Source organism: Polaribacter litoreus (assembly GCF_054584775.1).
Window position 1 is genome coordinate 190,766 of sequence record NZ_JBTLRD010000001.1, and the last position, 14,038, is coordinate 204,803.

At 33.1% G+C, this 14,038-nt stretch carries 10 protein-coding genes; 5 read left to right on the plus strand and 5 right to left on the minus strand.

All coding sequences use genetic code 11. The features are described 5' to 3' along the window. Window positions 1-58: 58 nt before the first annotated feature. From ACW9UN_RS00690 to ACW9UN_RS00700, 3 genes are all read right to left on the minus strand, one after another. Window positions 59-1,975: an ulvan lysase-like protein gene (locus ACW9UN_RS00690; protein ID WP_459483071.1), complete on the minus strand. Its 1,917-nt coding sequence runs from the start codon at window positions 1,973-1,975 to the stop codon at window positions 59-61. A 128-nt stretch (window positions 1,976-2,103) separates the two neighbouring features. After that, window positions 2,104-4,089, minus strand: a complete 1,986-nt coding sequence (locus ACW9UN_RS00695) for a T9SS type A sorting domain-containing protein (RefSeq protein ID WP_459483072.1) — start codon at window positions 4,087-4,089, stop codon at window positions 2,104-2,106. Between the two features lie 173 nt (window positions 4,090-4,262). Next, window positions 4,263-7,721 (minus strand): glycosyl hydrolase, encoded by a 3,459-nt coding sequence (locus ACW9UN_RS00700; RefSeq protein WP_459483073.1) that lies wholly within the window; start codon window positions 7,719-7,721, stop codon window positions 4,263-4,265. A gap of 231 nt (window positions 7,722-7,952) precedes the next feature. Here ACW9UN_RS00700 and ACW9UN_RS00705 point away from each other — a divergent pair, with 231 nt between their 5' ends. After that, window positions 7,953-8,894: a hypothetical protein gene (locus ACW9UN_RS00705; RefSeq protein ID WP_459483074.1), complete on the plus strand. Its 942-nt coding sequence runs from the start codon at window positions 7,953-7,955 to the stop codon at window positions 8,892-8,894. A gap of 290 nt (window positions 8,895-9,184) precedes the next feature. Here the strand turns inward: ACW9UN_RS00705 and ACW9UN_RS00710 are convergent, their stop codons facing one another. Both ACW9UN_RS00710 and ACW9UN_RS00715 read right to left on the minus strand, forming a co-directional pair. Next, window positions 9,185-9,295 (minus strand): T9SS type A sorting domain-containing protein, encoded by a 111-nt coding sequence (locus tag ACW9UN_RS00710; protein WP_459483150.1) that lies wholly within the window; start codon window positions 9,293-9,295, stop codon window positions 9,185-9,187. Between the two features lie 73 nt (window positions 9,296-9,368). Then, complete coding sequence (locus ACW9UN_RS00715) at window positions 9,369-9,707, minus strand: RICIN domain-containing protein (RefSeq protein ID WP_459483075.1); 339 nt, start codon at window positions 9,705-9,707, stop codon at window positions 9,369-9,371. Between the two features lie 567 nt (window positions 9,708-10,274). On the opposite strand from ACW9UN_RS00715, the gene ACW9UN_RS00720 reads away from it, so the two are divergent. From ACW9UN_RS00720 to ACW9UN_RS00735, 4 genes are all read left to right on the plus strand, one after another. Continuing rightward, on the plus strand, window positions 10,275-11,102 hold the full coding sequence (locus tag ACW9UN_RS00720) for an SDR family oxidoreductase (RefSeq protein ID WP_459483076.1): 828 nt from the start codon (window positions 10,275-10,277) through the stop codon (window positions 11,100-11,102). Between the two features lie 30 nt (window positions 11,103-11,132). Further along, window positions 11,133-12,320, plus strand: a complete 1,188-nt coding sequence (gene uxuA / locus ACW9UN_RS00725) for a mannonate dehydratase (RefSeq protein WP_459483077.1) — start codon at window positions 11,133-11,135, stop codon at window positions 12,318-12,320. Between the two features lie 76 nt (window positions 12,321-12,396). Then, a complete protein-coding gene (gene kduI / locus ACW9UN_RS00730) occupies window positions 12,397-13,239 on the plus strand; it encodes a 5-dehydro-4-deoxy-D-glucuronate isomerase (protein WP_459483078.1) in 843 nt (280 codons plus the stop codon). 4 nt (window positions 13,240-13,243) lie between these two features. Then, window positions 13,244-14,038 (plus strand): gluconate 5-dehydrogenase, encoded by a 795-nt coding sequence (locus tag ACW9UN_RS00735; RefSeq protein WP_459483079.1) that lies wholly within the window; start codon window positions 13,244-13,246, stop codon window positions 14,036-14,038.

Consider the following 14,038-nt stretch of genomic DNA (forward strand, 5'->3'; position numbering starts at 1 on the left):
CAGATTTTAAATTTCTGTGATTATTGTATAAATTGTAATAAAATAGAATCAGAAAAAATTAACTTACGGTTATTGATATTTCTAATTCTTTACTTCCTTTTTCGAAAAACACTTCTAATGGTAAGGCTTCTACTCCTGGAACCATATTAAAAGTCCTTTTTCCTTCCATTTCTTTTGTCTTAATTGATGCTGTTGCCTTAATAGTTACCAATCCTTCTGGTTTTTGAATGGTAATTTCGTTCTCACTAATTTTTGAAACAACTTCACTTGAAGGAGAAATTATTGGCAATACAAAAGCAGTTTGTGCTTTGATATCTTGTTGTGTAGTTACTGTAATTTCTGTTTTATCAGCAGTACAATTGTACCCAATATCGAATGTAGCAGCAGTACCTTCAACTTCTTTTCTATCTACATTTTTTAATTTTACGTCTGCTATTAATTCAATAATTCCGTTTGTATCTTTAGTTGCTACTGTTGCTGGTAAATCGTATAAGTTTGTGTACCAAACCTCGTCTTTAAAAGTTTCAATTCTTGGCGTTAAACAAATATCTTTACCTGGTTGTGGTTGCTGATTGTTTTTTTCTACTAAATGATATTCTGCCATACTTGCAGCACATAAAAGTCCGACTTTGTTGTGATATAAAACTCCTAAAGCTCCACCAGATGCTTGTCTAAAATCGTATTTATAATGATATTCTGCATCGTAAGCACTTACAGTTCCTCTCCAATCTCCTCTTGCAAAAAGATACACATCTAAATCTTTAAAATGTTTTACACCATCAGTAGTTGCTCTTGGTAAACTTGTATTTGCATTTATTTCTGGTAAATGATCCCAATGATCTAACAATGCTGCCAAAGGTTTTGCGTGTGTAAACGTATGATGCACACAAGGTGGAATTCCTGCCTCAATAAAACCAGGACCTCCATGAATTAATCCATCTGCAGTACAACGTTGTAATAATTCAGTGTTTTTTACAGCTGCTGTTCCGAAAGCAGGGTTAATGTTTGACATCATTGCAAATGCTGGTTGACTACCATCACAAGTTCTACTTCCCCAATAACTCCATTTATACATTCTGTTACCCCAACTATTATCCCAAGCACCATCTGGCAACATAAACTCTAAATGACTGTTTAATGATTTGGTTAAGATTTGTAGTAATTCATCATCTTTCTCTTTTATTGCATACATTACTAAACTATTCAGCGTTTCTTCTACGTTATAACCTAAATCAACTCCATGTAAGCCTTTTTCACTTAGCTTACTTGAGCTTTTTTTACATTCACCAAATAATAAACCTTCATTTTCTGTAAAATAACCTTTTACTTGAGTCGCTAAAGTTTTACTCTTCGCTTTAAAATCTTCTCTATTTAAAACGTTCCCTATTAAATTTAGTCCATAAACTGCTGTTCCAGGATAATTAATATTGGTAAAGTCAATTGTAAATGTGTCATAAATATATTGACCCGCTTTTTCTAAACGAACTGTCCATGCTTTGCGAGTTTCTTCATCTAAAACATGGCCATGATAATGCAATGCTTCCGCTAACGCTATTGCACCAAAAATTGTAATTCCTTTCCAAGATTTTGGGTTTTTAATTACGGTCCAAGCTCCACTTTCTTGAGAGACATTGTTTTCTGCCCAAGTCATTACTAATTTTGCTCCTTCTACATATTTTTGATCTCCTGTTTTATCTGCCATATATAAAAAAGGATAGACAGCATCCATACATCGTCCATGAATATGAGAGCAAGAAGGACAACCTAATGCACCATGAACATCTAAATTAGATGGATTATTGATTTGCACTTTTAGCATTCCATCACTCCAATCTTTTAACAGACTTGTGATTAATTTTTTAAATTCTAAAGAATGTTTTGGCTGATTAGTACATGCGTTTAATATTCCTGACATGGGTAATGATAAACCAACACCTGCTAATGCAGAAAGTTGTAGAAAGTTGCGTCTTTTCATTTGGGTTGTATTTAGAGGTTTAAATTATGGAGGTATTGTTTAAATTCTATCCTGTTTTGTCCTGTTTAAATTAAAAAATCCAGAAGACATCTATATCTTCTGGATTTTTAAAATATTTAAAAAGTATATTATTTAATCATTAATTTAGAATGATAGAATTTATTATCATTAGAAATTACTTTTATCATATATAATCCTGGTGCAAACTGTGAATTATTTTCAATTTTAAGGCTACCATTAATGGTTGAACCTATATAGATAGATTTTCCTAGAGTATTGTAAATAATAATTTTTGCTTGAGAAACATTACGTAATGAAATTGTAAATACATCTTTTGCTGGGTTTGGATACACATTTAAAGAAACTGTATTTAAGTCATTATCATTAACACTTAAAGATTGGCTAGTAGGTATTGCTTCCCAATGACTTCTTTGATCATTTTCATTGGCATCAATATTAGAAACGCTTCCATCTTCTTCATGATATAAAAACTTACCATTATTCCTAGCTTCAATTCTATATATATTTTCAGTGCTAGTTTCATGTATGGTCCAAACTTTATCTGTGTCTGTGGCTGGAGCCGCTTTTGATGTGCTAACAACTCCTCCTGTTCCTAAAGCACGGATTATCCCAAAGGTTTCACTATCTATATTGAAATAATCTCCAGATTTCACAAAAGTCCAATGTGTGTTAGTTGCTTCACCTGCATCTGACATTGTAACAGGTGTAGCACTTGCACCCGCATCTGTTAAAAACTTACCTGTTTCTAGATTTCTTAATCTAAAAATATCATCAGATGGCTCTACAGTATTATTGTCTTCAATTTCTACTTTTTGATATGTAGTGTTTGCCCATCTAAATTGAGCTCTACCTCCTTTTACTCTGTAAGCTCCATATCTTATGCCAGATTCTAAACCTCTTTCTGGTGAAGGGATATTATAATTAAAAGCTTCGCCACCAATTATAGCATCACAATAATGTATTTTTTTCGTAGCATCATTTGGATCTGCTCTAAAACCTACTTCTAATTGAAAGTCAACTTCCTCATTTTTATTTACTCTTTTTAGAAAAACAACTTCTCTACCACTGCCTTCTCCACCACGTTCTAAAATACGTTCAGCATAAATATCAAAAGCTACTTGTTTATCTGCATTGATTCCATCTCCATAAACAGGGTGAGCTCTATATAAAAGAATAGCTGGGTCATTGGAACCTCCACCACCAGAATGTTTTCCTTTGGCCTGCGCTAAATAACTTCCATTTTGACTGAAAGAACCTCCATCACCCACTTCTAAAATTCTAAAAGTTCCATTAAATCTTGCAAAACTACCCACGCCAGTTTCACTAGCTCTAGGTAAAGAACGTTCTATTCTTGGTTGTAAAGATGTTCCATCCCAATGGTTAGAGCCATCAGTAATATTGTAAACACCCCAAGTTTTGCCGTTCACACTACTTTCAGAATAATCAGAGTAGCAGCTTCTATCATCTGCAGTACCTACATTAACAGCATTTGCTATATCTACATTTCTTGTACTGTTATTTTCGAATTCGCCTGAGGAAGGACAACTTAAATCTGTGTTGGTATCTTCATCAGGAGCAGTTTCTATAGGAGTTTGAACATAAGGAGTAAGTTTCCAGTTGCTTCTGTCGTCAGTATCTTCTGCAAGAGCATGAGTTACAGTTCCATCTTCCTCATGATACATAAATCTACCAGTTGTTCTAGAACCAAATCTATAGGTGTCATTTGTATCATTATGATATATGGTCCAAGTTTTATCTGTGTCAGAAGCTGGTGATGCTTTAGTTGTACTAACCACTACATAAGCTCCCCCTGGTCCACTAGCACCTGGTGCACGTAATATACCTAATGTTTCACTATCAATATTGTAGTACGAACCACTCTGTACAAATCTAAAATGTGTATTTGATGCTTCGCCTGAATCCGACATTGTCACAGCTGTTGCACTTGAACCTGCATCCGTTAAATATTTTCCTGTAGCTACATTTTGTAGTCTAAAAACACCATCAGAAGGTGGTGCGTTTTGAGCTATTATAGAAATATTACTAAGTACAAAAACTAAAAATAATATTAATTTAAAAGTATTTTTTATCATGATTTTAATCTTTTTAATTATTGTAAATTTCTAAGGTTTTGTTTTAGAAAGTATCCTGACCTATCCTGAGGAATACTAAATTACATATTACTTAACATTTAATTCAATTTTTTTAATTTTGAAAAAAGAATTATAATTTTTATTACATAAATTATATACTTTTAATCACACTATTAGTGATTTAATTTGATACTAACTGGACCAATTAAGCCAGATTTTTCCAATTCAGTTTCATTATTTTTTGGTCGGGCTGTTGTCCAAGTTTTCTTAGAGTTCTTTGGCCTTTTATTATCGAAAATCAATTGATTGCGCCAAGTATTGGTTACTTTAATTTCCAATTTGTTTTCTCCAACTTGTATTTCGTTTGTAATATCAAACTCAAAAGGTGGTGCCCATTTTATACCCACTTTTTTACCATTACACCACAATTCTGCAATGTTTGCAACTTCTCCTAAATCAATACTCATGAATTCTCCTAACTCTTTGACTTCAAAAATTTTGTTATACGTTATTGTACCTGAGTAATGTTGTATGGCTTTGTTTTCCAATTCAGTTAACGATTTTAATTCATCAACAACAATAGACTCTGGGGTATCCCAACCTTTATCAAAAGATAATTGCCAGTTGTTTTGTAATGACATTTTTTTAATATCAATTGACTTTACAATTTCCTTTCCATTTTGATGAAAGATATACTCTCCAGATTTTGATGCTTTAACATCATCTTTATCCCAAGATATTTTTGGGTAATCATTCGTTTTATGAATTCGATACCACTCTGTTTTGGCATCTAAAATAGTTTGGTTATTAGAGATTACTTTTGATGCAAATGATTTTTTATCACTTTTAGAAAACACAATAATTGTACTTCCATTTTCAGGTAAAGAAACAGCAACATTTGTTCTACCATTTATGGTTTTCCAAACTTTAGCATCTTGTTGAATTCCTGTAAACGCATCCCAAATTTGTGGGGTTAAATTTTGTATTCTAAAACTTAATGACACATCAACTGGATGTTCTACTTTAGAAGCTACAAAATAGATATGCGCATCTTTTGTTTCTCTGTGAATCCAATTGATATCTAAATCTTCAGAGACAATCACGTCTTTGGCTATTTTTTCTGCTTGTAAAACTTCATCAATGGTTTTACCCCAATAAACTCGACCTTTTCCAACTTGTTTCACACCGCTTTTGGTGTTACCCCATAATTCATCAGCTATTGATTTTAGTTCTAGCAAATCCTTTTCATCATCCATTAAACTAGGAGAGTCTTTAGGTTTATCACCCAAAATTACTGCCCCATTCGTCACTAATTCTTTCAGTTGTTTTGCTGTTGATAGCAGTATACTTTCTGAATCTCTCAATTTGATGATTCGATAATCCCCTCCATTTTCAACATGGATTTTATCCCCTTTAATACTGATTTTTTCTTGTAATATTTCTGCATTTAAATAATCAAATCTGAATCCTTTTGGGAATTCATCTAAATCAAATGGTGGACGTTCAAAATGATCTCCATAATACCACAATACATCTGCCACATATTCTCCTTGTTGCAACACATATTGATTTCTAGACAAATACGCTATCCAATCTGGCATGTATTTCCACCAAGTTTGTTGACGCACAAAAGGAAAACCGATATTACCGCCAAAACTAGATCCTGGATTAACATCTGTTTGTGGTGTATGAGAAAACGTGTGAAATACCAAGTGATTTACACCTTTTGCAAAATTATAATCGATTAAATATTTTACTGAAAAAGGATGTTCGTTCCACTTTACCCCAACTTGCGTACACGCTTCTGCTGCCAATTTTGGTTTATTATACAAATGAGTTGCTGAAGAAGCGTTGTAAATGGGTTTTGCGTATTCATTTTGATCTGATGGTGCTTTTGGATACCAAAATTCGGTCATAGGAATATCACTAACGCCATAATAACGCATTGGATCTACAGGCAACACCTCTCCACCTGCACCTTCTGTATACACTTCTGCGCCCATTTCGTGCGCAACTGTTGCAAAATGTTTGAAGAAATTATCAATAAAAACCTCATCCATTGTTTGGCGTAAATCTCTTAAAAATTTGGTTGTGGTTGCTGTACTTTCTACAATATAACCCATTGTAGCAGGTAGATATTTTTTTAGACTATATCCTCTTCTTTGTTCAAATTCTTTGAACATATCCTCAGAATTGATGGTCCAAGTAGGCACGTGACTTTCCCAACTATCAATTAATAAACCGTGTAATTTTCCATCTCCAATTGGTCCTCCATCTTTAATAAGATTTCCAATCATACCGTTTTTTAAATGATTTTCTATGGCAATTTTATCGAGTTTAGAAGATTCCCAACCTGTAGCTTCAGGAACTGCAGGTTTGTTGGTCAATCGCATATTGATGTGTCCAAAACGTACAATTGTCCAATTTCCATTAGGAACATTCCAAGTTAGTTTTCCATCAGCAGATAATTTATCGGTTAAGTTGATGATTGTCTCAGGTTTTATAATAGTATTTTCTGAGTAATTATACTGTACTTCTTTCTTTAAACGTCTCAATACTTTTGCTGCTTTTGCCTCATGATTGTGCAATTTGGGTTTTGCACTTAATCTTATAGATTCTGGAGCAATAGCGTGTTTTCCTAAAAAAGTAAATTTAAATACAGTAGCTGTTGTTTCTGGAACGGCTAAGGTTAGGTATTTGCGTCTATCATTCCAATTGGCATCTGGTATTTTTAAGGTTGTTATTTCTTGTAACTTATTATTGATAAGTGCCTCTACTTTAATCGAAACTTCTACTCTTGGATAATTTGTACCTGTAATAATATGGCGCAACTGAGGGAAAACTATAGAACGCAAAGTAATCTCTTTATCAAACGAAGTTTTTACCCAAGTTTTTTGTTTTTTCACTTGAGAAATTCCTACTTTTCTATACTCTTTAAGCGGTTTTTTTAATCGAGTATTTTTTCTGGTAACAATTAATTCTGAATCTGGATTAAAAATATCTTGCCAAGGAACTATCCAATTGTTTGTTTCAATTTTTGATGGATTGTATGGTTTTAAATCATCACCTGCTAAAGTTGGAAAAGCCAGTACCTGAATATCTTTATAATCGTAATCTGGAGTATGGTATAAGGAATCTACCTTTAAATTTTCTTGAAAATGTTTGCCTCCTGAAATGTGATATGTAGTTTCTACCACTTCACGTTGCGCCTCATTTGCAGGTACCCAAGGACCACCTGTCATAGACCAACCAGGACAATTTTGCATGGTAAATTTTAATCCTAAACGCTGGCATTCATCCGCAGCAAAACGAATCATTTCTTCCCATTCTGGAGATAAAATTTTTATTGGTTTTACGTTAGGAAAAGCACGACCTGCTTTGTTAAATAAATGAATACCCTGTAAACCAGCATCTTTAATTGCTTGTAAATCTAATTTTAATCCTTCTTTACTAATGTTGTTTCCATTTAAATGGAACCAAGTTTCTGGATGGTATTCTTTTGATGGAGAATTGAAGTTTTGAGATAACTCTTCTAAACTTATCTCAGATATTACCTCTGTTGTTTCAGATGTTTTTGGCTGACAGCTTAAAATTGAAACTAGTATAAGGCAGTTCAAAAATTTAATTTTCATATTGTAGATCTTTTAAAACATCAATAAACTGCTTTTATTTATTAAATACATCCTGCTGAATCCTGAGAATGGTAATTTTTACCCTAATTTTTACATAAGTCAGTTATCTATCACATCTTATTTGTTGACTACGCATATGGCCTTTCAATGTTAAAACTCTTATCCATCAGGATACCACAGAACAGTTAAGTTATAGTAAACCCTATCTTTGACTCAAATTTGTATTATTTTATGAAAAAATCAATATTCAGTTTCAAACTTATTTCGACATTAGCATTAATAGTTTTTGTAGTCTTTTCTTCTTGTACTAGAGATGGGCTTGGGCTCTACTCTGAAGACAGCCTAGTTTTTGACACCCCAGATCCAGACCCAGATCCAGCCCCAAGTGCTGTAGTTGTAGCTGAGGATGAAGATACAGGTTCTTACACAACCTGTAACACTGATGGTGAAAATGAGACTAGGACTTCAGATGATTTACCAAACCCTGTTAATGTAGGAACTATAGATGACAGGACTTGTTATGCCAACTATAAAGAAAGTACAATTGATGGTCTTACATGGGGTATATACAATATTACTGCAGATTCTAACAATCAAGACGCACCAAATACCTTACAACCTAGAATGGAACGTTCATTACCTATAGCGAATGCAAACGTAGGCTCATTCGTAAAATTTAATGGAGATTTTAGAATCCTTGAAGTAGCAGATAATGGCGTTTTTGGTCAAAGTGGGACTTACATTGCGCAGGCCAAAGGGCAACACACAGGTGGAGGTGGTTCTCCAGACCCTGCTATTTGCTTATATAGAGCACATCCCGTTTACGGTACAGGCGTCAATGCAGATAAGCAGGTGGCCTTTGATATTTATGCAGAGCGTATCTTAGAACGTGGTGGTTCTGGTAGTGGTAGAGAAGTTGTTTTTCTAAAGCAAGTTGATAAGAACGAAATAGTTTCATTTGAAATGAAAGTAGGTTTTATAGAAGACCCTAATGATGCCACAAAAAAAATACATTATTGCAATGCCATAATTGGCGGAGAAGAATTTAATTGGAATATCCCAGATCCCGAAAGAGGTACACAATCTAAAATTAGATATGGTGCATATCGCGTTAGAGGTGGGAGAGCACAAATTAGATGGGCAAATACAGTACATGAAAGAGTTCAACAATAGATTTAATTTCTTTGGAGCAAAATATGATTAGTATTCTAAGTCAATAGATACTTTGAATACTAATTAATATTCTGACTTAGCAACTAATACATCATCATAAAAATAATAGGAGAGGTGCCATTACAAAACTAGTAATGATACCTTTTTATAAACTAATGCATTATGGTGTACTACTTCTAAAGATGGAGAAAATGTTTTTCTGTTAGATTTTCTATGAGCAGCATCCCACAAAAAAAATAAAAAGAACTAATAAAAAGACTTGTAATTTATATTAAACGGTGGCACTTGTGTTAATTTATAATTAGCTTATATAGATAAACCTTTTGATTATCATTGACTACCTTTAAAAGGTAAAGACCTTTAGAAAAACCATTAATATTTATTTCTGAGTTATCTACTATATTTTTTTATTGAAAACTAATTTTCTTAAATAATTGTAAATTTTAACAGCTACCTTAACAAGGTTGTTTAACTTTAAACTGAAGCTGGTGCAGCTTTAGAAGTACTTACTACATAATAAGGTTTTTCTCCATTTTCAAAACCAGAACCCGTAGCTCTAATAATTCCAAATGATTCACTTATTATATTAAAATAGGAACCACTCTCAACAAAAGTCCAATGTGTGTTTGTTTCCTCTCCTGAATCTGACATGGTAACTGCTTTAGCACATGAGCCTACATCTCTTAAATATTTTCCTATGGCTACATTTTGTATTCTAAAAACGCCATCAGGAGGTGGTACGTCTTGAGCAGGTATATAAAGTGAGAATAAAGTAAAAAATAATAATATTGGTTTATAAGTGATTTTTTTCATGATTATTTTGACTAATATTACATTGTTAATGTGTAGTTTTAGTAAAATGATCTAGAAGGCATAAAATTACTAACCTGAACTGTCCTGAGACAAGGAGCATAAATTAAATACTTGTCGTAAGATTTTGTTAATATGTGGTATTATTAAAATGGATTATTGCAATCTATTGTTTTAATACACACTAATTTTACTTTATAATTTTAGAATTGAAATGTTATTGTTTTAATAAATGTTTTGTAAGAAATAAATCGAATATTATCAAATTAATTGACTAAATGGGTGATTGCTTAAAGTTTGAAATACAGGTAGTAATAAAAGAAATGTATTGGTTTTATAATTAACCAAATAATTAGTGAATTAGTCTACAAAAACTAGTTAAGGAGATCTTTATAGATACATTTTTAAATAAAAAATAATTTAGCAATTAAAACTTGTAGTCGTAATCATTTTATTTTTTCAAATATTTTTTAAAATTTATTCAATAACAAGATAGTACAGGATATTTAAAAATAGTTTCTTATTTACATTTACTTTTTTTAAAATTCTTAATCAGATATAAACTTACCAATGAATAAAACAATCGTATTAACAGGAGCAGGAGGTGTACTTTGTAGTACAATGGCCAAAGCATTAGCCAAAGAAGGGAATAAAATTGCAGTATTAGATTTACGAGAAGAAGCTGCAAATAAAGTTGCCCAAGAAATTAACGATGAAGGAGGAAAAGCAATAGGTGTTGCAGCCAATGTCTTAGAAAAAGATTCTCTAGAAAAAGCAAAACAAGTTATAAATGATGCTTTTGGAAAAGTGGATATTTTAGTAAATGGAGCAGGAGGTAACCATCCTTTAGGAACCACTTCTAACCCGTTTTTTGCAATGGAAGATTTGCAAAATGCAACAGAAGGTTTTAAAACTTTCTTTGATTTAGATCCAAAAGGTATCGAGTTTACATTCAATTTAAATTTTTTAGGAACGTTAATTCCTACCCAGGTTTTTGCCACTGATATGGTTGGAAGAGAAGGATGCTCAATCTTAAACATTTCTTCTATGAATGCATTTACTCCGTTAACAAAAATACCAGCATATAGTGGCGCAAAAGCGGCTATATCTAATTTTACACAATGGTTGGCAGTACATTTTTCTAAAGTAGGTATTCGTGTAAATGCGTTAGCTCCAGGTTTTTTCTTAACAGATCAAAACCGTGCTTTATTAACAAATGAAGATGGTAGCTTAACCCAAAGAGGTCAGCAAATTATAGATCAAACTCCAATGGGTCGTTATGGAACGCCTGATGATTTAATTAGTTCTACTTTATTTTTATGTGATGATGCATCAGCATTTGTAACAGGAATTGTAATTCCTATAGATGGTGGATTCGCAGCATATAGTGGAGTTTAAGAATTGCTAATTTTTAAAGAAAAAATAAAAATGACTCAAAATTTAGAACAAACTTGGCGTTGGTATGGACCTAACGACCCAGTTTCTTTGTCAGATATAAAACAATCAGGAGCAACAGGTATTGTTTCTGCTTTACATCATATTCCAAATGGAGAAGTTTGGACAGTTGAAGAAATTACCAAAAGAAAACAAACTATAGAAAATGTCGGTTTAACTTGGTCTGTGGTAGAATCTGTACCCATTCACGAAAACATTAAAACCAAATCAGGTGATTATCAAAAATATATAGAAAACTACAAACAAACACTTTTAAATTTAGGGATTTGTGGTATTGATATTGTTTGTTATAATTTTATGCCAGTATTAGACTGGACACGTACCAATTTAGATTACGAAGTATCTGATCAATCTACAGCACTGCGTTTTGAAGCGGCTGCTTTTGCTGCTTTCGAATTGTATTTGTTAAAAAGACCTGGTGCAGAAAACGAATATTCTGAGGCGCAAAAACAAAAAGCGGCTGAGTTTATCAAAAATTCATCAGAAGAAGAACAAACCAAGTTGATTAGAAATATTATAGCTGGTTTACCTGGTGCTGAAGAAGGATATACTTTAGAAGAGTTCAATCAAATTTTAGCAACTTATAACAATATTGGTCCTAAAGAATTGAAAGCAAATTTATTTTCATTCTTATCAGAAATTATTCCAGCTGCAGAACAAGCTGGTGTGTTAATGTGCATTCATCCAGATGATCCACCTTTTCCAATTTTAGGTTTACCTAGAGTGGTATCAACAGAACAAGATATCGAAGATATTTACAATGCAGTTCCTTCTCAAAATAACGGATTAACATTTTGTACAGGTTCTTTTGGTGTAAGAGCAGACAACGATTTAGCAGGAATGGTAGAACGCTTAGGAGACCGAATTCACTTTATACATTTGCGTGCTACAAAACGTGATGCTGAAGGAAATTTCCATGAAGCAGATCATTTAGAAGGTGATGTAGATATGTATGCAGTAATGAAAGCGTTAATTTTAGAGCAGCAAAAAAGAATTGCAGCAGGCAGACAAGATGTAAGAATGCCTTTTAGACCCGATCATGGACATAAAATGTTAGACGATTTAAAAAAGAAAACAAATCCTGGGTATTCAGGAATAGGACGTTTACGTGGTTTGGCTGAATTAAGAGGCTTAGAACTAGGTATCAGACGTTCATTATAAAATCGATTAGATTTTAATACTGAACTTGATTCAGTATCTAATCAAGTTACAATTAAATAAATAAAAAACAAAAACTATGGCAACAACTTTCGAAACAAGATATGCTTCAAGTCCGCAAGCAGTAAAAAAATACGATACTCAAGAATTAAGAGATGAATTTTTAGTTCCAGATTTAATGCAACCAGGAAGCATCAAATGGGTATATACGCATTATGATAGATATATGGCTGGTGGTGCAGTACCAACATCAGAAGCATTAATTTTAGAAACTATAGATCCTTTAAAAGCTGAATACTTTTTAGAAAGAAGAGAAGTTGGAGTTATCAATGCAGGAGGAACAGGAACTATTATTGCTGATGGTGAAGAATTTAAAATGTTACATAAAGATGCATTGTATCTTGGTAAAGGTGTAAAAGAGGTTGTTTTTAAAAGTGATGATGCTAACAATCCTGCAAAATTCTATATGAATTCTGCTCCTGCACATACTGCTTATCCAACAAAACAAGTTACAAAAGCAGAAGCAAACAAAATAGAATTAGGTAGTTTGGAAACTGCAAATCATAGAACCGTAAACCAAATGATTATTGGTGGTATTGTAACAACTTGCCAATTACAAATGGGAATGACAGAATTAAAAACAGGTTCTGTTTGGAATACAATGCCAGCTCACGTGCACGATAGAAGAATGGAAATCTATTATTATATGGATATCATGGATGAGCAAGCTGTTTGTCATTTTATGGGAGAACCTCAAGAAACACGTCATATTTGGATGCAAAATCATGAAGCTGTTATTTCTCCACCTTGGTCTATTCACTCAGGTTCTGGTACGTCAAACTACACATTTATTTGGGGTATGGCTGGTGAAAACCTAGACTACAATGACATGGATGTTGCAAAAATCACCGAATTAAGATAAAATTATGTCACAAACATTATTTGATATTACAGGTAAAGTAGCCTTGGTAACTGGTTCTACACATGGTTTAGGAATGTCTATGGCTATGGGATTAGGAAAAGCAGGTGCTACTATTGTAGTGAATGGAAATTCATCACAAGAAAAAATTGACAAAGCAGTTGAATTGTACAAAGCAGAAGGAATTAATGCTGTGGGTTATAAATTTAATGTTGCTGATGAAGCTCAAGTGATGGAAAGCATCAACAAAATAGAAACTGAAGTAGGTAACATCGATATTTTAGTCAACAACGCAGGAATTATCAAAAGAACGCCATTGGCAGAAATGGAAGTTGAAGATTTTAAACAAGTTATTGATATCGATTTGGTAAGTCCATTTATCGTTTCTAAACATGTTATCAAAGGAATGATGGAGCGTAAAGCTGGAAAAATCATCAATATTTGTTCTATGATGAGCGAATTAGGTAGAAATACAGTTGGAGCTTACGCAGCCGCTAAAGGAGGTTTGGTTATGTTAACCAAAAATATGGCTACAGAATGGGCACGTTTTGGGGTACAAGTCAACGGAATTGGACCTGGGTATTTTGCAACTTCACAAACGGCTCCAATTAGAGTTGATGGACATCCTTTTAACGATTTTATCGTGAACAGAACACCTGCAAAAAAATGGGGAGACCCAAATGATTTAGCAGGAGCAGCAGTGTTTTTATCATCAAAAGCAAGTGATTTTGTAAATGGACATATTTTATATGTTGATGGAGGAATCTTAGCAACTATTGGTAAACCTTCTAACGAAGAATAA

Coding starts and splice junctions, on each gene's coding strand:
- ACW9UN_RS00700 (WP_459483073.1), bottom strand. CDS start 7,721: ATGAAAATTAAATTTTTGAACTGCCTTATACTAGTTTCAATTTTAAGC.
- ACW9UN_RS00690 (WP_459483071.1), bottom strand. CDS start 1,975: ATGAAAAGACGCAACTTTCTACAACTTTCTGCATTAGCAGGTGTTGGT.
- ACW9UN_RS00715 (WP_459483075.1), bottom strand. CDS start 9,707: ATGAAAAAAATCACTTATAAACCAATATTATTATTTTTTACTTTATTC.
- kduI (WP_459483078.1), top strand. CDS start 12,397: ATGGCAACAACTTTCGAAACAAGATATGCTTCAAGTCCGCAAGCAGTA.
- ACW9UN_RS00735 (WP_459483079.1), top strand. CDS start 13,244: ATGTCACAAACATTATTTGATATTACAGGTAAAGTAGCCTTGGTAACT.
- uxuA (WP_459483077.1), top strand. CDS start 11,133: ATGACTCAAAATTTAGAACAAACTTGGCGTTGGTATGGACCTAACGAC.
- ACW9UN_RS00695 (WP_459483072.1), bottom strand. CDS start 4,089: ATGATAAAAAATACTTTTAAATTAATATTATTTTTAGTTTTTGTACTT.
- ACW9UN_RS00705 (WP_459483074.1), top strand. CDS start 7,953: ATGAAAAAATCAATATTCAGTTTCAAACTTATTTCGACATTAGCATTA.
- ACW9UN_RS00720 (WP_459483076.1), top strand. CDS start 10,275: ATGAATAAAACAATCGTATTAACAGGAGCAGGAGGTGTACTTTGTAGT.